We start from the raw sequence: 21,614 nt of genomic DNA, 5'->3' as shown, positions 1-21,614 counted from the left end.
TCGTACCGACCCCGACCCTCCGACCGCGAAACGGTCGCCCTTTGTGCAGGCAGGCCCGCGCTCAGTCGTCGTCCTCCCCGCTGCACGCCTCCTCGAAGAAGTCGAGGTTCTCCTGCAGGGACTTCATGAGCCGGTCCCGTTCCGCCTCCTCCACCTGCACCGGTGCCACGCCGGACGCCCCCGTCAGCCGCCGGAAGCCGCCCCGGCTCTCCAGCCGCCCGTGCAGCCGCACGGGCAGCCCCACGAGATGGGCGTGCCCGGCGATGCGGTAATCCTCCTCGTCCAGCGTGATCCGGACGTGCGGCACCTCGGCTCCCGCGATCACCCGCAGCCGTACGCTGCCCTCCCCGCGCGGCCCCGACCTGCGCATCCGCACCACCGTGCCGGTGATCCGCACGGGCACCGAGGGCTCCTCGCGGAGATAGCGGGCCCCCGCCTCGCGCAGCGCGGGCAGATCGCCCGGTGAGAACTCCACCGGCTCGACGCCTGCGACGCAGTCCTCGGGCACCCCTGCGGCCGGTGCCCACTCGACGGCGATCCTGGCGCCCTCTGTGCCGCGTACGAGGACGATCAGCGCCTCGGTGAGCTCACGGCTCACGCCCGCCTCGACGGCGCCGTCGAAGGCGTCCATGCCGCCGGTGGCGCGTTGGTAGTCGATGGCCTCGCGGGCGGCGTACAGAGCCTGGTGGAGGCGCACGGCGAGCTGCCGCCCCGTGCCGACGGGCACGAAGGCGGTCAGTCGCCCGCCGCCGGCCGCGGAGCCGACGAGGACGCTCTCCAGCAGCGCGGCGGCGGCACGACGGTGCCGGGCGCCGTAATAGCCCGCACGCGCGCGCGTGGCGAGCGCCCCGGCGAGCAGCATCTGGCGGGCGGAGGCGCGCAGCTGCTCCTCGACCACCCAGGGCGCGGAGCCGGCCGGACCGCTCGGCACATCCCGCCACCAGCGGATCTCGTCGCTGGGCACTGCGAGTCCGACCAGTACCTCGCGCGCGGAGGGCGTAGCGCTACGGGTCAGCGCGACGAGCGCCTCGCCGAGCAGGTCGTCGCTGTCGGGGAAGGCGCGGCTCTCGGGCACGAGCAGGCTCGTCCCGCCGCCACCGGGGCCGGGCGGGGTCCAGCGGCCGTAGCGTCCGGCGGCTCCGCCGCGCCGCTCCCAGCCGTGCCGCTGCAGCAGGGCGCTGAGCACGGCGGGGTCGACCTCGTCGGGCTCGGGGGGCCGGTGCCAGGAGGCCTCGACCGGGTGCGGCCTGACGGGCCGCAGTGGCTCCTCCAACGGGCGGTGCGTCATGGTCTGCCTCCGGCCCCGACCCGCGTCATGATCTCGCACAGCGCCCGGTCGTCGAAGATGCGTGAGGTCGGTATCCGCACGGTTGTCCGGGTCCGCCCGGTGACCGGCTGGCCGGCCAGGTTGACCCAGTAGCAGCAGTGCCGCAGGTCGAGGCGGTCGTGGCTGGCGCGCAGCCAGTCGTCCTGGGATCTCGGGACGAGCATCACGACCAGGATCTTGTGCACCGAGACGGGTGTGCGCGCGAGCTTGCGCAGATGGTCGTTGTCGAGCGTGAAGGAGAAGAAGCGCCCCGGCGGGTTCGGCGGGACCTGGTACGTGCACTTCAGCTGCACCTTGATGGTCACTTCGTCGTCGACGGTGTGCCCGGGCGAGCCGTGACTGACGTGCCAGTCGATGCCGTTGTCCGGAAATGGCTGGGACAGCGAGCAGCCCGCCGCCGCGGCGACGGCGTGCAGATAACCCACCTGCAGTGTCTCCATGCAGGCGGTGGTGGCGAGTGTGCCGCGAAGGGGGCCCGTACGTTCGGGCAGCAGCCCGCCCCGCTCGGGCTGCGCTATCGCCATGACCAACAGCCTTCCACGCCAAGTGATTCCCTGCTGTGGGCCTCTGAACTGCAAAGACCCGTACTCCTGTTGTGTCCTTCCGGCGTACGGCGCAAACAGCCCGGGTATCACCAAACAGGCAGAAGACGGGACGTCAGCTGCCGTGGGTGAACGAGGAGTTGTGTAGGCATGACGACCTGGTACGAGGGGCCCCTGGCCGCATTCGACACGGAGACCACGGGCGTGGACGTAGAGACCGACCGGATCGTGTCGGCCGCCGTCGTCGTCCAGGACGCCCCGGGCAGCCGGCCCCGGATGACCCGTTGGCTGGTCAACCCGGGTGTGCCGGTCCCGGAGGCGGCGACGGCTGTGCACGGGCTGACGGACGAACACCTGCAGCGCAACGGCCGCTGGCCGGCGCCGGTGATGTACGAGATAGCCGAGGAACTGGCGGAGCAGGCGGCGATGGCCCGCCCGCTCGTGGTGATGAACGCGCCGTTCGATCTGACACTCCTGGACCGCGAGTTGCGCCGCCATCGCGCCTCTTCGCTGGACCGCTGGTTCGAGTCGTCGACGCTGCGGGTGCTCGACCCCCGGGTCCTCGACAAGCACCTGGACCGCTACCGCAAGGGCCGCCGCACCCTGACCGACCTGTGCGCGCACTACGGCGTCACGCTGGAGGGTGCGCACGACGCGGCGGCGGACGCACTGGCCGCACTGGACGTCGTACGGGCCCTCGGGCGTCGTTTCGCCACCCGGCTGGAGCGTCTCTCCCCCGCCGAACTGCACACCCTGCAGACCACCTGGCACGCCGCCCAGGCGCGCGGCCTGCAGGCGTGGTTCGCGAAGAGCGGTACGGAGGAGATCGTGAACCCGGCGTGGCCGCTGCGGCCGGATCTTCCGGCGGCCGCATGAAGCAGGCCGACATGAAGCAGGCCGACATGAAGAAAGCCGGTCCGCTGCTGCGGACCGGCCTTTCCCGGTGGGCGATACTGGGTTCGAACCAGTGACCTCTTCGGTGTGAACGAAGCGCTCTCCCACTGAGCTAATCGCCCGGGAACGGACTGAACAATACAGGTCCCCGCGGGTTTCCTTCAAACCGCTTCCAGGTAGGCGACCAGGCCTCGCCGCCCGGCCCGCATCATCAGCCGGTGATTGGCGCGGAACAACGGCCGCCCCGGTACGGCGAACTGCCTGAGCAGCGGCTTGTGCACGTCGACGACCTGCTCGAAGCGGGCGAGAGTGCCCGCGGCGCCGGCGGCGATGGTCCAGCACGCCCAGCCCTCGATGTCGCCGGACATCGCGATCTCCAGGACGCCCGCGACGGGGTCGCGGCGCGTCTCGCGGGCGGTGAAGTGCAGGTCGTACGGGAGGACGGAGCGGATCCGGATGACGCCCGTGGTGTCGTCGAGCCGGGTCACCTCCCGCACCTGGGGCCACCAGCGGGGGTACTCCTCGGCCCGCTCCAGCACCTCGTACACGGTGGCGGGCGGGGCGGGCAGGACCCAGAGGCTGCGGAAGCGGTAGTGCGTCCAGTCCATGGTGGGATTCTGCCCGTACCCAGCGCGTCCGCCCCGCATCCGAGCCACGTGGTGGCGGGATCTGAGTACGTTCTGAGTACCTGCGCTCATGCCGTACGACGTGACGCGGACCACACTCCGAGGCATGACGCATGTTCCGCCCCCGGCCGAGGAGTTGCAGCTCCTCGACGCCGAGCTCTGGCAACTGGACGCCCGCCGGGCCCAGTTGCTCCATCGCCGTGCCTGGCTGGTCGCCGCGCTCCAGGCAGCCCGCCCGGTGCCCCCGGCACAGCAGGCACCGCAGGCGCCCGTCGAGGCGTCTCGCCCGGAGACCACCGCGCCCGGCGTGCAGAACCTTCTGCTGCTGCTCGGCGGGGTCCTGCTCACGGTCGCCGCGATGGTGTTCACGCTGGTCAGCTGGGGGCATCTGGGGATCACGGGGCGCGCCCTCGTGCTCGGCGCGGTCACGGTGGCAGCGCTCGGTGCGCCGTTTCCCCTGCTGCAGCGCGGGCTGCGTTCGACGGCCGAGTCGGTGGCCGGCCTGGGGCTGGCGCTGACGGTACTGGACGCGTACGCGTTGCAGCAGGTCGCCTTCATGGGGACGGACGGCGCGGGGTACACGGCCGTCGCTTCGGCCCTGCTGGCGGCGCTCTGGACGGCGTACGGTCTGCTGCCGCGTGCGGCCGGGCTGCGGCTGCCGCTGCCCGCCGCGCTGGCCGCGGCCCAACTCCCGCTGTTCTTCTGGGCGATCTCGGCCACGGTGGGGTCGTCCGGGATCGCGGCCGCGCTTCTGGTGACGGCCGGGTTCGACACAGGTGTGGCGCTCCGGGTGACCGCCAGGTCCGTACGCGTCCTCGCCGCCGTCGGCGCGTACGGCTCGGGCGCCCTGGGTGCACTGACGGCCGGCTGGCTCTCCTGGGATGCAGCCGGCCCGGGCGCCGCCGCCCGTGCGGCGGCGCTCCTCACCCTTGCGGCGGTGATCGCGCTGGGCGCCGCCTGGCGGCTGCCGAAGCCTGCCCTGGCGACGGGCAACGCCGTGACGGGCGGCCTGCTCCTGGTCGCCGCCGGTGGTGGTGTGCTGCGGGTGACGCTGCCGGAGGGGTGGACGGTGCCGGGGTATCTGGCATGCGGCATCGCGCTGTTGGCGGCCTTGCGGATGCGTCTGCCCGAGCCTGTGCGGCGGGGGCTGGTCCAGGCCTCCGGTGCGGTGCAGGCGGTCGTCGTCGCCTGTGCGCTGCCGCTGGTCGTCGTTGCGCTGCTGGGCCCGCTGGGCTGGGCGGAGCGCTGGTGGACCGGTGCCCCCTCGGACGCGCGTGCCGCGGCGGCCGTCCACATGCCGTGGCCGCCGTATCCCGGTCAGCTGCTCCTCGGCCCGGTGGTCGTTGCAGCCGTGCTGGCCCTGCTGGTGCGCGGCGAGGCCCGACGTCCCCAGGCGCTGACCGGCGCGACGCTCCTCGCCTGGGCCACCGTCATGACGCTGCCTGCGGTCCTCCAGCTTCCCTACTCTGCCGCCCTGTTGCTGCAGGGCGCGGTGACCGCAGCGGCCCTCGCGGCGGCGGCCTTCCGGCTCCTGCCCGTGACCGCCACCACGCTCGCCCTGGGCAGCTCGGTCTCCCTCGCCTTCCTCTCGCTTGCATCCCAGACGGCCACCCTGACTGTGCTGTCCGTCCTGATGGCTCTGTTCGCTGCTGCCTCGCTGCGCCCGCACCTCGCGCCCTTCACCGCTCCGGCCGCGGTCGTGTACGCCACTGCGCTGGCGTGCACGACAGGTCTGGCGGCGGACTGGCGGCCGCAGCACACTGCGCTGCTGGTCCTGGTGGTCACGCTGGCGGCTGCCCTGCTCGCAGCCCGGCTCGGCGAGAGCCACGCGCGCGTGCCGGTCGAAGTGACCGGAGCGGCCACCGGACTGTTGGCCGTCGGCCTCGCGATCACCGCGCCACCGATGCTCGCCCTGGTGCTGGCCCTGTGCGCAGTGATCGCGGCGGGCACGGCGGTACGCTCCGACCGCCGCCCCGCAGGCTACGTGGCCGCCGCCCTGTTCCTGCTGGCCAGTTGGGTCCGGCTGGCCGCCTGGGACGTCGGCACCGTCGAGGCGTACACGCTCCCGGTCACCGTCCCGGCGCTGTGTGTCGGCGTCTGGCGCAGGTCCCGCGACCCGCAGGCGTCGTCGTGGACGGCGTACGGCGCCGGGCTCGCCGCCACCCTGCTGCCGAGCCTCGCCGCGGCCTGGGACGACCCGCACTGGACGCGCCCGCTGCTGCTCGGCACGGCAGCCCTGCTGACCACCCTGCTGGGCGCCCGCCACCGTCTCCAGGCTCCCCTCGTGCTCGGCGGCTCGGTCCTGGTCCTGGACGCCCTGCACGAACTGGCCCCGTACCTGGTCCAGATGACCGGCGCCCTCCCCCGCTGGGTACCTTTCGCACTCGCCGGCCTGCTCCTGCTGGCACTCGGGGCAACTTACGAACGCCGCCTCAGGGACGTCCGCCGAGTACGGGACATCCTGACGACCATGCACTGAGCGCCCCGTCAGGGGCGCGGGGCGCTGTCAATGTGCGGCTCCGCCGCGTGGGCGCGACCAGCCACAACGGACCCGCAGACAAAAACGAGCGCAGTTCCCGGCCCCCAGCGGAGCGTTACGGCATCTTGTCACCGAGCAACGCCAGATTCTCAATGGCCGCGAGGCCATACAGCGCGGTGTCGTTCGACGACACCCACGCGGCCTCGCTGCCCGCGACCAACGTCACCGGCCCGCTCAGCTTCTCCGTCTTCCAGGGCGAAGTCTCCGTGTACCCGTCGGAGCTGTAGAACTTCGTCCACGCCCGCTTGGCCAGCGCAGCGTCACCCGTCTGGACGGCGGCGTACGCGTCCAGGCGCGAGTGCCCCTGGAACAGCAGCAGGGTGCCGAAGTCTGAGCCGTAGCGGGCCTTCTGCTCGGCCTTGGTGGCGTTGAAGTAGCGGCAGTAGTCGAAGTAGGCCTGGTTGAACTTGGGCATGTCCACGAGGTCGATGAGTTCCGCGCACAGTTCGTTGAGGCCGAACACGGCCGAGAGGTGCGAGACGGAGACCACGGGCGTCGAGGCGACGGCGAGCTTGCCGGTGTCGAGGTCGTACAGCCCGCTGCCCTGCACGAAGCCGTTGGGCTGGGCGGCGATGCCCTCCATCGTGGACAGCACCCGCGCCTTGGCCTTCTCCCACTTGGGGCCCTTGCGCTCCCACTCGGTCAGCCACGCGGACACCAGGCCGCTCCAGTCGGTGCCGAAGCCGATCGACAGGGCGTGTCGGTCGGGCGTGTACGGGTCGGTGCGGACCTTGCGCTGCGGGTCCAGGACCAGGAAGGTCTCGTCGGAGTCGACGTTGGCGTGCATGAGGTCGCCGACGCGTTCGTCGGCGGTGAGGAAGTAGTAGTAGCGCCGGTAGGTGGTGTTGGCGATGCGCTGCTGCTTGGCACTGTCGGCGTAGTGCTGGACGCCGTGCCGGGTGCCGAGGCCCGCCCAGTCGCCCAGGTGGTAGACGTCGACCTCGCCCGTGTGCCGGGTGAGGGCCTCGGCGAAGCGGAAGATGTCCGCACGGCCCGAGCGGACGTAGGCCATCCAGAGCCAGATGTCCGGCGACAGCTCGGAGTTGTCCCAGGCGTAGCCGCCGACGTCGTAACGCCACTGGTGGCGCACGGTGTCGTAGGAGTGCATGAAGTCGCCGTAGTCCCAGAAGCCGTACCAACGGCGTTGCTCCACCTGGTCCTTGTAGTAGGTGAAGAGGAAGTCGAGGTGGTCCTCGATCTTCGCCTTGGCCGGTGTGGAGCGGTCCGGCTCGGAGTACAGGCCCGGGCCGAAGACCTTGGCCTTGATGAGCTGCTTGGGCGGCGCGGCGAGCTGCGGCAGCACTCGTACGGCCTCGACCTGTTCGGCGAGCTTCTCGGCGGCCGGGGTCGACTCGTTGGCCCAGAAGAGGAGTTCGGAGGTGCGGGCGATGCCGTAGGGGGTGCCGAACTTCGGCTCGTAGTCCTCGTAGGTGATGTTGAGGCCTTCGAGCTGCTTGGCGTACGTGTCCTGGCCCATGCCGTCGTGGTAGAAGCGCAGGTCCATGGGCTGGGCCTCGGGCGACCAGAGCCAGAGGGTGACCTCGGCCTCGTCGGTGTGGGCGTCGCGGATGTCGAGCTGGGCGGGGTGCTTCTCCCAGAAGTCCCGCAGCCCGAAGGAGAATCCTCCGCTGACGCCACCGACATAGCCGAAGCCGGAGGCCCGCTTGCCGCCGCCGGCGCCGATCCAGCCGTAGCCCTTCTTGGTCCGCTTGCGGAGCGTGAAGCCGTCGGCGGAGAGCTGGGCGAGGGTGTAGTCGCCCCACTCCGGGATGTACTGCAGCCGGGTCGTCACCCGCTGGTCCCAGGTGGACGGGTCGGGCAGCTTCTGGCCCGCGTACTGGGCCGCCTGCACGGCCGCGCCCGGGTCGCGGCGCAGGCCGGTGATCCCCTTGACCGCCTCCCGCAGCAGACCGGTGCCCTCGCCGCCGACGCGGATGTGCCGGTCGTACGACGCGTCCCGCATCGGCACGCTGAAGCGCACCCCCAGTCCGCGGATGAAGTCGCCGCTCGCCTTGCCGGGCTCCTGTGTGCCGTCGTAGGTGATGGTGTGCACCATGCGGAAGGAGTCGGCCCCGGCGTAGAAGTACAGGCGGACGGAGAACGGCAGCCAGCTCCGGTCGCCCTTGCGGTGCTTGCCGTCGATGCGGACCACGGCACGGACCGGGCCGTCCTGCTCGACCGTCACCTCTCCGATCGCGCCGTCGAAGCGCTCGGTCTTGACCGTGCCCTGGTCCCCGTCCTCGATCTCCGGCTGGCGGATCAGGACGAGCCGGCCGTTCCTGGCGATCTCCGTCGAGCCACGGGTCACCGACTTGATGATCGTGGAGCCGTTCTTGCCGATCTTGGCGGTGATGACGCCGGTCGACACGTCGATGGTGCCGCCGCTCTGGTCGACGGTGACCTTCTTGTCGGGGGCGGCTGCGTCTCCGGCGGCGAGAGTGAGCTTGCCGGATCCCGAACTCACCGCGTGCGCCGACCACTTGAGGGAGCCGTCCGGCCAGTACGCGATGGGCCAGGACTGCACGGGTACGGCCTTGCCGTCCGCGTCCGTGAGCGCGAAGGTCTGGTCGGGCTGGTGGACGCCCTTCGGCCAGGGCACACCCACTGTCGAGCCGGGCGCGGCCCCCAGGCCGCCGTCCTCCAGCCAGTCCAGGGTCACGGGATCGGCGGCCGGGGCCTCGGCTCTGGGCGCGGCCTGCGCGTCCTTGGCTCCTGAGGCCCAGCTGAACTGCGCGGCGGCTCCGGCGACGGCGGCCGCCTTGAGGAGGGACCTGCGGGGGATGGGAGACATGAGAGTTCAGCCTTTCCTTTCCGTGCGGGACGTGTCTTTCCGTGCAGCTGCTCAGGGGCATGACAGAGAGAGGCGCGGCGCCGGGGCACCGACCCAGGAGAGGGCACCGCCCGTCAGCGGCGCCGGTACCGCTCCTCCACGGCGACGGCCGCGGCCGCGACGGCCCCCAGGACGGGGACCGCCAGCGGCGCGATCAGCAGGGCGGAACAGACGAGGAGGACCACTCCGCCGACGAGCAGGAAGGACCCGGCGGGGTCGAGGACGGTACGGCGGCCGGCTTCGGCGAGCAGCGCCCGCCAGGCCGCCCCGGGCTCCCAGACCGCCGCCGCACGCAGCCCGGCCACGACGAGGCCGATCAGCGCGAACAGGCCTACGACCCCCACGAACGGCCCCCCGGGCAGTCCGGCGCGCACGGCCTGGACGTCCACCCAGACCAGGCCCGCCGCGACCCACCCGGCGAGCCCGGCGAGCCACCCGCCCCGCACAGCCGTACGGAAGTCGCCGACGAACTCCCGCCAGCCGCCCTCATGGCCGGTACGACGGCGCAGATGCCTCGCCCCGGCGGCGAAGGCGGCCGGAAAGGTCACCACTCCCAGCGAGGCCACCGCGATCCACACCCCGGTGAGCAGACACTCGGCGAAGACAGCGAACCGCTCCGCGAACACCGACTCCTTGCGCGCCTTCACCCGTACTTCGGCCATGGTGACCACCTCAGCCCTTCAGTCCGGAGGTCGCCATGCCGTCGATCAGATAGCGCTGAAAGGCGAGGAAGAACAGCAGCACGGGCAGCAGCGCCACCAGCGACATCGCGATGAGGCCGCCGTAGTTGGCGGCGACGCCGTCGGAGTCGCGGAACATCATCATGCCGAGGGAGACGGTGTACTTGCCGGGCTCGTTGAGGTAGATCAGCGGGCCCATGAAGTCGTTCCAGGCGTTGATGAAGGTGAAGATGGCGCTGGTGATGAGCGCGGGCCGGCACAGCGGCAGCACGATCGACCAGTAGATCCGCAGATGCCCGCAGCCGTCGATCCGGGCGGCCTCGTCCAGCTCCCTCGGCAGGTTGCGCATGAACTGCACCATGAGGAAGACGAAAAAGGCCTCCGTGGCCAGGTACTTGCCCAGGAGCAGCGGCACATAGGTGTTGATCAGCTCCAGCTTCTGGAACATCACGTACTGCGGAATCAGCAGCACGTGATACGGCAGCAGGAGCGTGCCGATCATCAGCGAGAACAGCAGGTTCCGGCCCGCGAACCTGATCTTGGCGAAGGCGTACGCCGTCAGCGAGCAGGAGATCAGGATGCCGACGACGGCGCCGCCCGCGTACAGGAGGGAGTTCTGAAAGAACGTCCAGATCGAGATGTCGGCGATGCCGTCGGCCAGGCCCTTGAAGTTCTCCAGGATGGGATGGGCGGGGAACAGCTGAAGGCTGTTGATGATGTCCTTGCTCGGTTTGAAGGACGCGCCGATCACCCAGACGACGGGATAGAGGACGACCGCGAGGACCAGCAGCGAGCCGATGTGCCAGGCGAGCGAGCCGGCGCGCCTGCGCCCGAGTCCGCCGAGCGGCTTCGGGGTGGCGGGGGTGGTGGCGCTCATCGGGCGTCCTCCTCGTAGTGCACCCACTTCTTCTGCGACCAGAACAGGACGGCGGTCACCAGGGCCACGGCGAGCAGCAGCATCCAGGCCATCGCGGAGGCGAAGCCCATCTGGGCGTTCTTGAAGCCCTGCTGGTAGAGGTAGCAGGTGTAGACGAGCGTGGCGTCGGCCGGGCCGCAGTAGGTGTTGGAGACGACGTAGGCCGAGCCGAAGATCTGGAACGAGTGGATGGTCTCCAGCAGTACGTTGAAGAAGAGCACCGGGGAGATCATCGGCAGCGTGATGCTCCAGAACTTGCGGAAGGCCCCGGCACCGTCCAGCTCGGCGGCCTCGTACAGCTCCTTGGGCACCTGCTTGAGCCCGGCCAGGAAGATGACCATGGGCGCGCCGAACTGCCAGACGGTGAGCGCGACCAGGCAGTAGAGGATCCAGTCGGGGTTGCCGACCCAGCCGCCGGCGTGGAAGCCGAAGGCCGACATCGTACGGTCGACGATGGCGTTGTCGGAGAAGATCGACCGCCAGACGAAGGCGACCGAGACGCTCGCACCGATGAGTGAGGGTGCGTAGAACGCGGCCCGGTAGAAGGCCTGTCCGCGGCGGCTCTGTGCGAGCAGCAGGGCGACCCCGAGGGCGAGCAGCAGCTTCAGCGGGGTGCCGATGATCACGTACTTGGCCGTCACCTCCACCGACTTCTGCCACCGGGGGTCGTCGAGCATCTTGGTGAAGTTGTCGAGACCGACCCACTTCGGGGTGTTGAAGAGGTTGTAGTCGGTGAACGCGAAGTAGAGCGAGGCGACCATGGGGCCCGCGGTCAGGAGCAGAAAGCCCGCGATCCACGGGGACATGAAGAGATAGCCGGCGAGGTTCTCCCGCCGCCCCCGCCGCTTGACGGCGGCCGGGGCGGTGGAGCGGGCCTTCCGGGTGGCGGGCGGTGATTCCTTGACGAGCGTCACGGTGCTTCCCAATCGGTTCCGGGCCGGGGGGCTGGCGGCGCCCCAAAGGGGCGCGAGGAACTGCGCGACCAGCCACGACGGCGCAGCAGACAGAACCCAACAAACCGCACCCCCAGCGGAGCGCTATGCCTGGAAGGCGGCCTGCGACTCGTCGAAGAACTGCTTCACCGCGGCGGAGGGCTTCGTCTTGCCCTGGGCCAGGTCGCCGCCGATGCGCAGGAAGGCCGCCTCGATGGTGTCGGCGCCGGAGGGGTGCGGGGTGATCGTGCCGAGGACTCCGGCCTTGGCGGTGTCCGCCTCGTACTGAGCGATCTCCTTGTTGACCGGGTCGGTCGGCTTGAACGCTTCGTACTGCTGGGTGGAGGCGAGGATGCCCCGGTCGTAGCCCATGATCTTGCCGACTTCCGGGTCGTGGACCATGAAGTTGATGAACTGGGCGACTTCCTTGGGGTGCTGGGTGCGTGCGGAGGCGCTCAGCATCAGGGAGGCCAGGTACTGCCCGGTGTGCTTTCCGTCCATGGTGGGGATCGGCGCGAGGCCGTACTCGCTGCTGCCCTCGGCGGTGTAGCGAACGGTGAAGTTGTCCCAGGTGAATTCCGAGGCCCCGTGTCCTGCGGAGAGGGAGGACTTGGGTCGGTCCTGCTCGACGGTCTTGGGGTCGGTGATGATGCCGGCCTTCACCCGGTTGTAGCCGTCCTGCCACCACTCCGTCAGATCGGCCTCGTCGAAACCGAGTCCGTCCTTGGTGTAGAACGCCTTTCCGTTCTGCCGCAGATACAGGTCGTACAGGTACATGATGCTGAAGTAGCCCGTGTCGCCGGGCACCTTGGTCTTGTCGTGGATGGTCTTGAGGGCCTTGAAGTAGTCGTCCCAGGTCCAGCCCGTGGCCGGCTCGACGCCCGCCTTCTGGAAGACCTTCTTGTCGATGACGAGCGCCATCGTGTTGGAGCCGACCGGGATACCGAGCTGCTTGCCGTCGACCTCGCCGACCTTGGTGACACCCGCACGGAAGTTGTCGAGACTCAGACTGCCCGCGTCGATCTGGGACTTGAGGTCGAGCAGGACGCTTCTCTTGTCGTACTTCCGAAGGAAAGTGACGGCGTTTTGGAAAACGTCCGGGGGATTTCCGCCGGCCGCCTGCGTCTGGAACTTCTCCCAGAATGAGACGTAGTCCTGGAAGTCCGTCTTCACCTTGATCTTCGGGTACTTCTTCTCGAAGAGCCTGATGGTCTGGTTGATCTTCTTGGCCCGCTCGTCGGCACCCCACCAGGAGTAACGGATCGTCACCGTCCCGTCGGCGGAGGTGCCGCTGTCGCCGCCGCAGCCCGTCGTCGCGGCCAGCCCCAGCACGGCCGCCGACGCCCCGGCGGCCTTGAGGATCGTACGCCTCTCAACATTCCTGCTGGTTCCCACAGTCGGGCCCCTCCCCGGCATCATTGCCACCTGCATGAATCGTTTCAAGTAAGCGCTTGCTGCCACAAGTTACGGAGGGCCTCGGGGTGCGTCAATGATTCGGACAGGAATTTCTTGCCGGGCTCCCGGGCGAGTTGACGGCACATCAGCACCAGAACGCACCTCGAGAGGGGCGATGCCGCAGGTGAGACGCATACGACCGACGGGCCGAACATCAACTGGGCATCCGCACACGGATGTCGCTCGGCCGAAACCCACCTGAGCACGGGACCCCATCAAGGGGGCTCACACGACGGCGGCCCGCCTGCTGTCGCAGACGGGCCGTTGATCCGGGTGGGCGATACTGGGTTCGAACCAGTGACCTCTTCGGTGTGAACGAAGCGCTCTCCCACTGAGCTAATCGCCCGGACGCAGGAAGAACATTACCCCATGTCAGGGGGTGCCTGTGACCAGCATGAACCGGCGCCGACCGGCGCCCGCGCCACCCGCGCGGATCACTGGTCCTTGATCTTCCAGGGCATCACGACGCCGAACTTCCACAGGTAGATCCCGGCCAGCACACCCACGATCACGAGACCGATCGCCGTGAGCGTGATGTTGCGACGCCGCACCTTGGGATCGAGGGCTCGCTGCGCCGCCTCGGTGACCTTGCGTTTCGTCCAGCGGAGCACCAGCTGAGCCCATACGAACTCGGTCGCCCAGATGGCCATGCCGCCGAAGATCACCACCCAGCCCGGTCCAGGCAGCGGCAGCATGACGATGCCGCCGGCCACGACCGCCAGACCGATGACGAAGACTCCGACCTGCCAGCTCAGATGCAGTGCGCGACGCCTCTTGATGAACGCCGGCGCCTTGGAGCCGAGCCCCTGCTCGCTCTGCGCCCCGTCCGGCCTCGTCTCGTCCGATGCCACGGCAGCCTCGCCCGGTACTCCCTCGGTCCGGTTACTCCCCGTATTCATACGGCCAAACTTTACCTTACTTTACCGAGCGGAAACCAGTCACCGGAATGGCCGTACCTCATGAACGACCCATCGGCCGGAAGAGTTACGTAAAGGCACGCAAAACACTCAGAGGGGTTTACAACGGCACCGTAGGTGGCATGTCGATTTCGCCGACGTGCGAATCCCCGAGCGCACACTGAGCGAAAGGCCCTGGCGCTTATGAACACCACGGTCAGCTGCGAGCTGCACCTGCGCCTCGTTGTGTCGAGCGAGTCCTCCCTGCCTGTCCCCGCAGGCCTGCGGTACGACACGGCCGACCCCTACGCCGTGCACGCCACCTTCCACACCGGAGCCGAGGAGACCGTCGAGTGGGTGTTCGCCCGCGACCTCCTCGCGGAGGGGCTGCACCGGCCCACCGGCACCGGCGACGTCCGTGTCTGGCCGTCGCGCAGTCACGGTCAGGGGGTCGTCTGCATCGCCCTGAGCTCTCCGGAGGGCGAGGCCCTGCTGGAAGCCCCGGCGCGGGCGCTGGAGTCCTTCCTGAAGCGAACCGACGCCGCCGTGCCTCCCGGCACGGAACACCGGCATTTCGATCTCGACCAGGAGCTCTCGCACATCCTGGCGGAGAGCTAGGGCGAGGCACCACGAAGCCGCCCGGCGCCGTCGACTCGGGGAGACGGCTCGGGCCAGAACAACTGCATACGGTACGCATCAGCGCCGCCGCCGCGATTGAGTCGTGGGGCGGCGCCGGTGTGTGCGGCGGCGCAGGGGGAAGGTGCCCCGGTGGCACGACCGCCCGCAGCCTGGCGGCAAGCCACTAACATCGGCCAGCATGAGGCGGGCGTCCGCCCGACCCCCAGGCCAGGGAGCGAAACGTGCTGATCACCCACGACACCCGGTGCGCGCTCGACACCGTGGTGGATCTGGTGAACACCGCACCGGAGGACAACGCGGCACCGGACGGACTGCTCGACGTCGCGGCTCTCGAGGATTTCGTACGAAACCACGAAATCAGCGATGTGGGGACGCTCTCGGAGTTCGATCTCTCGGCCGTGCGCAAGATCCGCGGCCGGTTCGCCTCGGTCTTCGCGGCGCACGACGCCCGGACCGCCGCCGGCGTGATCAACGAGCTGGTCGCCGCCGCGGGTACGACTCCGCGCCTCACGGACCACGACGGCTACGACTGGCATGTGCACTACTTCGCGCCCGGTGCCTCCGTCGCCGACCATCTGGCGGCCGACTGCGGGATGGCGCTGGCGTTCTTCGTGGTGGCCGGTGAGCAGGAGCGGCTGCGCCGCTGCGAGGCCCCCGACTGCCGGCGCGCCTTCGTCGACCTCTCCCGCAACCGCTCGCGCCGCTACTGCGACAGCCGCACCTGCGGAAACCGTCTGCACGTGGCCGCCTACCGGGCACGGCGCAAGGAGGCGGCGGGCTAGGGCCTGCCCGGACACGGATGTCGACGTGGTCCCCCGCGGGTGGCGCCGGGGACCACGGGTACGGCTCACAGCATCAGCAGGTCGTGCAACGAGGCCATGAGCAGCAGACACCCGATCACCGCAAGGAAGATCATCAGCGGTGGCTGGGAAAGGGCGAAGAGGCATCCGCGCGGCTCGTCCTTCGGCGGCGCGGTATCGCCGTGTTCCGTGTCCAGCATCTCGCGGCGATGATGGCGCACTCCACACGTCCGGCGCGCTCAACACGCACGGAATGACCGGCAGTTCGCCGGATTCCGTGAAGTCCGGTTCCGGTCGTGATCACTTCACGCCACAGCCTTGATCCACTGTGTCGTTTCAGTCGTCATGCACGGGTCATATGCCGTGCTTCTTCAGAATGGCCTCGATGTCACTGAAGTCGTCCGCCGACTCGGCGCGGGGTGCGCTCGCGGGCCGGGTCGCCGGACGGGCCCCCGGGCCCAGGGAAGGCGCGGAAGCCGTCGGGGCGACCGCCTCGCGCTGCCCCGCGGCCCTGGCTTCCCTGCGCTCCTTGCGGGTGCCGCCCCGGCGGCGCTCCACCGCGCGCGTGCTGGAGAACAGCAGCCAGGCGGCGCCGAGCACACCGAAGCCCGCCCAGGCCGTCGGACTGAAGGCGGTGTCCGCCAGCCACTGCACGGTGCCGGTCATCACCAGGCCGATGGGGACGAGTGAGTAGGCGGCGATGCGGGCGGCCGCGAGGAAGCGCTTGCGGTACGCCGTGACCACCGCGATGCCCAGGCCGGCCGCGGACACGGCGGAACAGACGGTCTCGGCAATCATCCGGTCCTCCAGGCAGGGCTCGGTCGGGCAGGGGGCACTTCGTCCCTTCCATCCTGCACCGCCCGGACCCCGCGCGGCCATGGTCCGGGCGGACATCAGGGACATCTCCGGGTCGGCTCCTCCGAAGGTGCCGGTTCCGGGCTCTTCTCCGGGTGCGGATCAGGGTCCCGGGCGCAGGTCACCGCGGCCGGGGTTCGATTCGGTCGACCGCGCCCGAACTGGGAGACTGACGGCATGAGCGACTCCTCCCCCGTGCCTCCCGCCGTGCCCGTCCTCGACGTCTGGTGCGAACTCCAGTGCTCGGACTGCCGTAGCGCCCTGGACGACCTGCGTGCCCTGCGCGCCCGCTACGGCGACCGGCTGGAGCTGCGGCTGCGGCACTTCCCGCTGGAGAAGCACAAGCATGCCTTCGCCGCCGCGCAGGCCGCCGAGGAGGCCCTCGAGCAGGGCAAGGGCTGGGAGTACGTCGAGGCCGTGCTGGAGCGGGTCGAGGAGCTGGACCGTAAGGGAGAACCCTTCCTGGTCGAGGTGGCCGCCGAACTGGGGCTGGACACCGAGGAGTTCGACACGGCGCTGATCGACGGCCGGCACATCCTGATCGTCGACGCCGACCAGGCCGAGGGCAAGGCGATCGGCGTGACCGGTACCCCGACGTACGTCATCGGCGGTGAGCGCCTGGACGGCGGCAAGAGCCAGCAGGGGCTGCGGCAGCGGATCGAGGAGATCGCGGACCGGCTGCTGGCCGGGCAGGACGCCTGACCGGTGCCCGAGCGCTCCGCGGGATGTGCGGCCAGGGGCTGTCGCTCATCTGCGCCTCGTCGTGGCTGGTCGCTCCCCCACTCTCGGCTTTCGCGGCGGAGCCGCATATCGACACGCCCCGCGCCCCTTCAGGGCGCGGGCCCGCTCAGAGCAGCGGCTTGTACAGGGTGTACCGCGTCGTCCGGTAGCCGAGTGACTCGTAGAGCCGTTCGGCAGGGGTGTTGCCGGCGAACACGTTGAGGCCGAGGACGCGTCGGCCCGCGGTGATCGCCTGGGTCTCCGCCAGGAGCATGAGCGTGCGGCCGTGTCCGTGTCCGCGGTGGGCGGCGTCGGCCGCGACGTCGTAGACGTAGGCCTTGTCATCCAGCAGGGCCACCCAGAGGGTGCCGACGCGCGTCCCCTCGTGTTCGAGGACGCTGAACCGCATGTCCCGCGTGTCCAGCCCTTGCGGCAGCAGCCTCTCGTGATCGCGCCGCGACCTCTCGTACGCGTCGGCCTCGGGCACGCCCCGCTCGATCCACACGCGCGCGTAAGTCTCGGATTCGTGCGCGAACCACGCCTCGTAGTCGGCCTCGGTCATGGGCCGGCCCCGGCTGCCGTCCGGCAGCGCGGGCGGAGTGTCACCGAGCGGCTTCTCCATGCCGCGGTTGCGCAGGACGTAGCCGAGCGCCTCGACGAGCCGCAGCGCCGGCGCCGCGTCGGCGGGCACGGCCACCTCGATCTGCCGGCTTCCCCAGCCGCGCGCCACCTCCTCCGCGGCCAGCGCGGCCACCGTGCCCCGGCCGCGGCGCCGGTCCGGCTCCTCGATCCGCAGGTCGACGATGCGGGCCACCCTGTCGCCGAAGCCCGGCGAGGTGCCGAGCTGCAGCGTGCCGACGGGCCGGCTGTTCACGCACACCTGGAAGCGGCGCGAGCGCGTGCCGTCGGCATGGTGCTGAAGCGGCTCGGTCGGCCGCAGAGTCGTGGTCATCAGGGGTGTTCTACCCGCCTCGGCCGCCCCTTGGCAGCCTGTTTTCCCGGCTCTTACGGATCCAGGTCGTCCCCGGACCGCTCGTCGAAGATCCGCATGGCCTTGGCGGTCACCGGGCCCGGTGCGCCCGGCAGTTCGCGGTCGTCGACGCGGTGCACGGCCTGGACGTCGCGCAGGGTGGAGGTGAGGAAGACCTCGTCCGCGCGGTCCAGGACGTCGAGCGGCAGGTCGGTCTCCTTGGCGCCGGTCCACGCGACGGTCAACGCGCGCGTGATGCCCGCGAGGCAGCCGGAGGCGAGCGGCGGGGTGTGGATCTCGCCGTCGAGGACGACGAAGACGTTCGAGCCGGTGCCCTCGCAGAGTTGCCCGACGGTGTTCGCGAACAGGGCTTCCGACGCGCCGTGTTGGCGAGCCCGGGCGAGGGCCACGACGTTCTCGGCGTACGAGGTCGTCTTCAGGCCGGTGAGGGCGCCGCGTTCGTTGCGGGTCCACGGCACCGTGATCACGGCCGTGGAGTCGGGGCGCCGGGTGGTCTCGCCGAGGGCGACGACGAGGGTCGGGCCGTGCTCGCCGCGGTCGGAGCCGAGCGGGCCGTGGCCGCCGGTGTAGGTGATGCGCAGCCGGCCGAGCGGCACCGGGTTGGCTTCGAGGACGGCGGCGCAGGCGCGGCGGACCTCGTCGTGGTCGGGGTCGGGCAGGCCGAGGCCGCCCGCGGAGCGGCTCAGCCGGTCGAGGTGCCGGGTGAGCGCGAACGGCTTCCCGTCGACCGCCTTCACCGTCTCGAAGATGCCGTCGCCCACGGTCAGCCCGTGGTCGAAGACGGAGACGCGGGCGGACTCGCTGTCCTGCAGCCCGCCGTCGAGCCAGATCTTCACGTCTGTAGTCCCTCTCCACTCACCTCGTACGTCCCCGACGCTACCGCGAGCAGTCGGGCCGCCTTCAGCTCGGTCTCCCGCCACTCCGCCTCCGGGTCGGAGCCCCAGGTGATGCCGGCGCCCGTCCCGAAGCGCAGGACGCCTTCCGCACGGTCGATCCAGAAGGTACGGATGCCGACGGCCAGCTCGCCGGCTCCCTGGTCCGCGTCGATCCAGCCGATGCCTCCGCAGTACGGGCCGCGGGGCGCCGTCTCCAGGGCTTCGATGATCCGCAGGGCGCTGGACTTGGGCGCACCGGTGACCGATCCGGGCGGGAAGGTGGCGTCGAGCAGTTCGGGCCAGCCGACGCCGGCACGCAGCTCGCCGCGGACCGTCGACACGAGATGGACCAGCCCGGGGTGCTTCTCGACGGCGCACAGATCGGGCACGCTCACGCTGCCGGTGGCGCAGACACGCCCGATGTCGTTGCGGACCAGATCCACGATCATCACGTTCTCGGCGTAGTCCTTCTCCAGCAGGTCCGCCTCGGTGCGCCCGGTGCCCTTGATCGGCCCGGACTCCACGACACGGCCGCCGCGCCGCAGGAAGAGCTCGGGCGAGGCGGTGGCTATCTCGACCCCGTGGCCGGGCAGCCGGATCGTTCCTGCATACGGTGCCGGGTTGCCGCGGGCCAGCAGCGCGGTCAGGGCGTCCACGTCGGCGTCGGGCGCGACGGGCGCGGAGAGCACCCGGCAGAGGTTCGCCTGATAGACCTCCCCTGCCGCGATGTGCTCGCGGATCCGGCGCACACCCGCCGTGTACGCATCGCGGTCGAGGGAGGACGTCCAGTCACCGGCAGCCGGTCCCCGCCACTCCCCCGGCACCGGCGCGGGAACGGCCTCCACCCGTACGTCCCTGAAGCGGGCGCAGGTCAACCGGCCCTCGAAGTCCGCCACGACGGCCCAGAAACCGGTGGAGTCGAGGGCCGCGGGATCGCTGGTGACGTCGAGGAGTCCGGTGGCGACGCGGTCACCGAAGCGGGCGAGAGGAGGGAGGTCGAGCACGCAGTCGAGTCTAGGGCGGGTGTCGTGAAGGTGGCCCGGGCATGTCCCTTCGGGGCCCTGACCACGTACGCGAGCAGGTGCAGCGCAGCACGCTGCGCAAACGCGTTTTTGTGCTGGCCCCGGAATCCGCTAGAGTTCAGTTCGTCGCCGGGACGTGAGAGCGGACCGAAACGACAAGCGGACGTAGCTCAGTTGGTAGAGCGCAACCTTGCCAAGGTTGAGGTCGCGAGTTCGAGCCTCGTCGTCCGCTCGATGGAAACAGGGGATCTTCCCGAACCCCTGCACTCCTGGTGGAGTGGCCGAGAGGCGAGGCAACGGCCTGCAAAGCCGTCTACACGGGTTCAAATCCCGTCTCCACCTCCAAGGACGATTAGCTCAGCGGGAGAGCGCTTCCCTGACACGGAAGAGGTCACTGGTTCAATCCCAGTATCGTCCACTGGATCTTGCAGCACGTACGGTGAGATCCATACCCGCGCGATTAGCTCAGCGGGAGAGCGCTTCCCTGACACGGAAGAGGTCACTGGTTCAATCCCAGTATCGCGCACGCAGTACGCATCACATGCAGGTTCACCTGCGCGATTAGCTCAGCGGGAGAGCGCTTCCCTGACACGGAAGAGGTCACTGGTTCAATCCCAGTATCGCGCACCAGCCGAAGCCCCCGGCCGTCTCGTACGGCCGGGGGCTTCGTCGTGTGCCGTCAGCTGGAGAACAGCATGTGGCCGAAGCTCTTGTGGCGGTGGTGACTGCCGTGGTGGCCGCCGCCGTAGTGTCCTCCGTGGCCGCCGTGCTGGGCGCCCCAGGCGGGCGCGGGCGGGGCGGGGTACGCCTGCGGGGCGGGCGGGGGCGGCGGCGCGGGCTGGGACCACTGGGACTCCAGGCGGGTCAGCGCCTCCAGCTCGCCGTAGTCGAGAAAGATCCCGCGGCAGCCGCTGCACTGCTCGATCTGGACACCGTTGCGGTTGTACGTGTGCATCGGCGCATGGCACTTCGGACACTGCATGGTCGGCTCAACTCCTCGCCGGTCGGTCCTGCTTCGCGTTTCCCCAGGACAGACTCTGTCAGGGTGCGGTCGGTTGCACCCTACTTCGCGAATTCCGGGGTCAACTCCGGCGGGAGCGAAGCCATTCGGGCACATGCGTCGATCATGGACAGTTCGACCTCGTCCAGGGGGCGGTCCGCCGCTGCTGCCTTGGCTGTGGCGCGGGCGGCCGTCTGCACGGTGAGAGCGCGGGCCGGGACGTCCAGGGCGGCCCAGGGGTCGCCGTCGGCGGGGACGGCGGGGCCGCCGGCCGTGCGGTAGGCGGTGAGGAAGCGGGTCCACTCGTCGGGCGGGAGGAGACCGCAGGCGTACCAGGCCGCCGGGCGGGCCAGGTCCCAGGCGGGGACGCCGGTGCCGAGGTCGTCGACGTCGATGAGCAGCCAGGGGCCGTCGGGGGCGGGGTGGCGGACGAGCTGGCCGAGGTGGAGGTCGCCGTGGCACAGCGTGGTGGTGTCCGGCATCGGGGCTTCGGCTCGGGCCCAGGCCGGGAGGGTGTCCCAGGCGCGGAGGACCGGGCGGGTGGCGGGGTGGGCGGCGGCTGTTGCCCTGAGGCGGGCGACGGCTCGGGCGGCCTTGGCGGGGCCTCGCATGGGCGGGAGGGGGGTCTGGACCGGGGTGCGGTGGAGGCGGGCGAGGAGGGTTGCTGCGGGCTCCCAGGGGGCGGCGTCGGGGGTGTCCGGGTCTACGGGGGTGCCGTAGGGCCAGAACGTGACGAGGCGGCCGTGCAGGTCGACGGGGGTCGGGGTGAGTGGGGGGAGGAGGATGCCGGGGAGGTGGGTGGCGGTGGTGAGGCGGGGGGTGAGGTCGGCGCGGGGGGTGTCCGGGGCGTGGGCCTTGGCGACGGTGTCGGCGTGGCGGACGACGGTGGCGTCGGGGCGGTCGGCGAGGGTGGCTGCGCCGCAGGGGCAGGGGGTGGTGCGGGAGTGGGCCTTGGCCTTGGCTCGGGCGGTGAGTTCGGTGAGCAAGGGGGTGGGGGTCATGGGGCTCCCTGGGCGGTGGTCTTTCGTGAGGGTACGGCGGGGGGGGGGGGGGGGGGGAGGGGGGGCGGGGGGGC

At 70.4% G+C, this 21,614-nt stretch carries 21 protein-coding genes and 7 tRNA genes; 10 read left to right on the top strand and 18 right to left on the bottom strand.

The features are described 5' to 3' along the window. Positions 1-61 precede the first annotated feature (61 nt). Complete coding sequence (locus tag IH68_RS0146845) at positions 62-1,288, bottom strand: hypothetical protein (RefSeq protein WP_030949412.1); 1,227 nt, start codon at positions 1,286-1,288, stop codon at positions 62-64. Continuing rightward, a complete protein-coding gene (locus IH68_RS0146840; protein ID WP_030949409.1) occupies positions 1,285-1,851 on the bottom strand; it encodes a DUF4365 domain-containing protein in 567 nt (188 codons plus the stop codon). Before IH68_RS0146840 ends, IH68_RS0146845 begins: the two co-directional genes overlap by 4 nt. A 168-nt stretch (positions 1,852-2,019) precedes the next feature. On the opposite strand from IH68_RS0146840, the gene IH68_RS0146835 reads away from it, so the two are divergent. Beyond that, positions 2,020-2,745: a 3'-5' exonuclease gene (locus tag IH68_RS0146835; protein ID WP_030949405.1), complete on the top strand. Its 726-nt coding sequence runs from the start codon at positions 2,020-2,022 to the stop codon at positions 2,743-2,745. Positions 2,746-2,813: 68 nt separating this feature from the next. Here the strand turns inward: IH68_RS0146835 and IH68_RS0146825 are convergent. Next, positions 2,814-2,885 (bottom strand) — tRNA-Val (locus IH68_RS0146825). A 39-nt stretch (positions 2,886-2,924) separates the two neighbouring features. Then, positions 2,925-3,371, bottom strand: a complete 447-nt coding sequence (locus tag IH68_RS0146820; RefSeq protein ID WP_030949403.1) for an SRPBCC family protein — start codon at positions 3,369-3,371, stop codon at positions 2,925-2,927. 124 nt (positions 3,372-3,495) lie between these two features. On the opposite strand from IH68_RS0146820, the gene IH68_RS0146815 reads away from it, so the two are divergent. Then, positions 3,496-5,868, top strand: coding sequence for an SCO7613 C-terminal domain-containing membrane protein (locus tag IH68_RS0146815; protein WP_420719042.1), 2,373 nt, complete (start codon positions 3,496-3,498; stop codon positions 5,866-5,868). Between the two features lie 115 nt (positions 5,869-5,983). Here the strand turns inward: IH68_RS0146815 and IH68_RS0146810 are convergent, their stop codons facing one another. From IH68_RS0146810 to IH68_RS0146780, 7 genes are all read right to left on the bottom strand, one after another. Continuing rightward, the gene (locus IH68_RS0146810) at positions 5,984-8,719 is read right to left on the bottom strand and encodes a hypothetical protein (protein WP_030949398.1); all 2,736 of its coding nucleotides are present in this window, start codon (positions 8,717-8,719) and stop codon (positions 5,984-5,986) included. Positions 8,720-8,832: 113 nt separating this feature from the next. Next, positions 8,833-9,420, bottom strand: a complete 588-nt coding sequence (locus IH68_RS0146805; RefSeq protein WP_030949394.1) for a hypothetical protein — start codon at positions 9,418-9,420, stop codon at positions 8,833-8,835. Positions 9,421-9,430: 10 nt separating this feature from the next. Further along, positions 9,431-10,315, bottom strand: a complete 885-nt coding sequence (locus tag IH68_RS0146800) for a carbohydrate ABC transporter permease (RefSeq protein WP_030949391.1) — start codon at positions 10,313-10,315, stop codon at positions 9,431-9,433. Further along, positions 10,312-11,268: a carbohydrate ABC transporter permease gene (locus IH68_RS0146795; RefSeq protein WP_030949388.1), complete on the bottom strand. Its 957-nt coding sequence runs from the start codon at positions 11,266-11,268 to the stop codon at positions 10,312-10,314. The genes IH68_RS0146800 and IH68_RS0146795 overlap by 4 nt, the downstream gene beginning before the upstream one ends. Before the next feature lie 123 nt (positions 11,269-11,391). Beyond that, on the bottom strand, positions 11,392-12,681 hold the full coding sequence (locus IH68_RS0146790) for an ABC transporter substrate-binding protein (RefSeq protein ID WP_030949385.1): 1,290 nt from the start codon (positions 12,679-12,681) through the stop codon (positions 11,392-11,394). A 334-nt stretch (positions 12,682-13,015) separates the two neighbouring features. Beyond that, positions 13,016-13,087, bottom strand: a tRNA-Val gene (locus IH68_RS0146785). Positions 13,088-13,175: 88 nt separating this feature from the next. Further along, the gene (locus tag IH68_RS0146780) at positions 13,176-13,640 is read right to left on the bottom strand and encodes a TIGR02611 family protein (protein ID WP_030949383.1); all 465 of its coding nucleotides are present in this window, start codon (positions 13,638-13,640) and stop codon (positions 13,176-13,178) included. Between the two features lie 201 nt (positions 13,641-13,841). On the opposite strand from IH68_RS0146780, the gene IH68_RS0146775 reads away from it, so the two are divergent. After that, the gene (locus IH68_RS0146775; protein ID WP_004002642.1) at positions 13,842-14,255 is read left to right on the top strand and encodes an SsgA family sporulation/cell division regulator; all 414 of its coding nucleotides are present in this window, start codon (positions 13,842-13,844) and stop codon (positions 14,253-14,255) included. 242 nt (positions 14,256-14,497) lie between these two features. Then, the gene (locus IH68_RS0146770) at positions 14,498-15,058 is read left to right on the top strand and encodes a CGNR zinc finger domain-containing protein (RefSeq protein WP_030949381.1); all 561 of its coding nucleotides are present in this window, start codon (positions 14,498-14,500) and stop codon (positions 15,056-15,058) included. Positions 15,059-15,123: 65 nt separating this feature from the next. Here the strand turns inward: IH68_RS0146770 and IH68_RS57525 are convergent, their stop codons facing one another. Both IH68_RS57525 and IH68_RS0146760 read right to left on the bottom strand, forming a co-directional pair. Further along, entirely contained in the window at positions 15,124-15,276 is a 153-nt protein-coding gene (locus IH68_RS57525) for a hypothetical protein (RefSeq protein WP_180292031.1), read from the bottom strand. Positions 15,277-15,430: 154 nt separating this feature from the next. After that, positions 15,431-15,874 carry a hypothetical protein gene (locus IH68_RS0146760; protein ID WP_030949379.1) on the bottom strand — a complete coding sequence of 148 codons (444 nt, stop codon included), beginning with the start codon at positions 15,872-15,874 and terminating at the stop codon, positions 15,431-15,433. Positions 15,875-16,108: 234 nt separating this feature from the next. Here IH68_RS0146760 and IH68_RS0146755 point away from each other — a divergent pair, with 234 nt between their 5' ends. After that, positions 16,109-16,633 (top strand): DsbA family protein, encoded by a 525-nt coding sequence (locus tag IH68_RS0146755; protein ID WP_030949376.1) that lies wholly within the window; start codon positions 16,109-16,111, stop codon positions 16,631-16,633. Between the two features lie 145 nt (positions 16,634-16,778). Here IH68_RS0146755 and IH68_RS0146750 read toward each other — a convergent pair whose 3' ends face one another. From IH68_RS0146750 to IH68_RS0146740, 3 genes are read right to left on the bottom strand one after another with little or no spacing between them, the layout of a single operon-like run. After that, positions 16,779-17,603, bottom strand: a complete 825-nt coding sequence (locus IH68_RS0146750; RefSeq protein WP_030949373.1) for a GNAT family N-acetyltransferase — start codon at positions 17,601-17,603, stop codon at positions 16,779-16,781. Positions 17,604-17,656: 53 nt separating this feature from the next. Next, the gene (locus IH68_RS0146745) at positions 17,657-18,478 is read right to left on the bottom strand and encodes an aminotransferase class IV (protein ID WP_030949370.1); all 822 of its coding nucleotides are present in this window, start codon (positions 18,476-18,478) and stop codon (positions 17,657-17,659) included. Continuing rightward, positions 18,475-19,521, bottom strand: coding sequence for a chorismate-binding protein (locus tag IH68_RS0146740; protein WP_030949357.1), 1,047 nt, complete (start codon positions 19,519-19,521; stop codon positions 18,475-18,477). The genes IH68_RS0146745 and IH68_RS0146740 overlap by 4 nt, the downstream gene beginning before the upstream one ends. A 177-nt stretch (positions 19,522-19,698) precedes the next feature. On the opposite strand from IH68_RS0146740, the gene IH68_RS0146735 reads away from it, so the two are divergent. The 5 genes from IH68_RS0146735 (at position 19,699) to IH68_RS0146715 (ending at position 20,169) form a co-directional block, all read left to right on the top strand. Continuing rightward, positions 19,699-19,771, top strand: a tRNA-Gly gene (locus IH68_RS0146735). Positions 19,772-19,810: 39 nt separating this feature from the next. Further along, a tRNA-Cys gene (locus IH68_RS0146730) sits at positions 19,811-19,884 on the top strand. A 1-nt stretch (position 19,885) separates the two neighbouring features. Continuing rightward, positions 19,886-19,957 (top strand) — tRNA-Val (locus IH68_RS0146725). A gap of 36 nt (positions 19,958-19,993) precedes the next feature. Continuing rightward, positions 19,994-20,065 (top strand) — tRNA-Val (locus IH68_RS0146720). Between the two features lie 29 nt (positions 20,066-20,094). Next, positions 20,095-20,169 (top strand) — tRNA-Val (locus IH68_RS0146715). A 49-nt stretch (positions 20,170-20,218) separates the two neighbouring features. Here the strand turns inward: IH68_RS0146715 and IH68_RS0146710 are convergent. Beyond that, positions 20,219-20,521, bottom strand: a complete 303-nt coding sequence (locus IH68_RS0146710) for a zf-TFIIB domain-containing protein (protein ID WP_078912935.1) — start codon at positions 20,519-20,521, stop codon at positions 20,219-20,221. Positions 20,522-20,601: 80 nt separating this feature from the next. Further along, positions 20,602-21,540, bottom strand: coding sequence for a phosphotransferase family protein (locus tag IH68_RS0146705; protein WP_030949353.1), 939 nt, complete (start codon positions 21,538-21,540; stop codon positions 20,602-20,604). Positions 21,541-21,614: the final 74 nt, after the last annotated feature.

The organism is Streptomyces sp. NRRL S-646 (assembly GCF_000720765.1).
Lineage (GTDB): Bacteria > Actinomycetota > Actinomycetes > Streptomycetales > Streptomycetaceae > Streptomyces.
This window is presented reverse-complemented; position numbering and strand designations above follow the sequence as displayed.

Bases quoted from the DNA above. Each gene is read 5' to 3' on its own strand.
- IH68_RS0146845 (WP_030949412.1), bottom strand. From the start codon at position 1,288: ATGACGCACCGCCCGTTGGAGGAGCCACTGCGGCCCGTCAGGCCGCAC.
- IH68_RS0146840 (WP_030949409.1), bottom strand. From the start codon at position 1,851: ATGGCGATAGCGCAGCCCGAGCGGGGCGGGCTGCTGCCCGAACGTACG.
- IH68_RS0146835 (WP_030949405.1), top strand. From the start codon at position 2,020: ATGACGACCTGGTACGAGGGGCCCCTGGCCGCATTCGACACGGAGACC.
- IH68_RS0146820 (WP_030949403.1), bottom strand. From the start codon at position 3,371: ATGGACTGGACGCACTACCGCTTCCGCAGCCTCTGGGTCCTGCCCGCC.
- IH68_RS0146815 (WP_420719042.1), top strand. From the start codon at position 3,496: ATGACGCATGTTCCGCCCCCGGCCGAGGAGTTGCAGCTCCTCGACGCC.
- IH68_RS0146810 (WP_030949398.1), bottom strand. From the start codon at position 8,719: ATGTCTCCCATCCCCCGCAGGTCCCTCCTCAAGGCGGCCGCCGTCGCC.
- IH68_RS0146805 (WP_030949394.1), bottom strand. From the start codon at position 9,420: ATGGCCGAAGTACGGGTGAAGGCGCGCAAGGAGTCGGTGTTCGCGGAG.
- IH68_RS0146800 (WP_030949391.1), bottom strand. From the start codon at position 10,315: ATGAGCGCCACCACCCCCGCCACCCCGAAGCCGCTCGGCGGACTCGGG.
- IH68_RS0146780 (WP_030949383.1), bottom strand. From the start codon at position 13,640: ATGAATACGGGGAGTAACCGGACCGAGGGAGTACCGGGCGAGGCTGCC.
- IH68_RS0146775 (WP_004002642.1), top strand. From the start codon at position 13,842: ATGAACACCACGGTCAGCTGCGAGCTGCACCTGCGCCTCGTTGTGTCG.
- IH68_RS57525 (WP_180292031.1), bottom strand. From the start codon at position 15,276: ATGCTGGACACGGAACACGGCGATACCGCGCCGCCGAAGGACGAGCCG.
- IH68_RS0146760 (WP_030949379.1), bottom strand. From the start codon at position 15,874: ATGATTGCCGAGACCGTCTGTTCCGCCGTGTCCGCGGCCGGCCTGGGC.
- IH68_RS0146755 (WP_030949376.1), top strand. From the start codon at position 16,109: ATGAGCGACTCCTCCCCCGTGCCTCCCGCCGTGCCCGTCCTCGACGTC.
- IH68_RS0146750 (WP_030949373.1), bottom strand. From the start codon at position 17,603: ATGACCACGACTCTGCGGCCGACCGAGCCGCTTCAGCACCATGCCGAC.
- IH68_RS0146710 (WP_078912935.1), bottom strand. From the start codon at position 20,521: ATGCAGTGTCCGAAGTGCCATGCGCCGATGCACACGTACAACCGCAAC.
- IH68_RS0146705 (WP_030949353.1), bottom strand. From the start codon at position 21,540: ATGACCCCCACCCCCTTGCTCACCGAACTCACCGCCCGAGCCAAGGCC.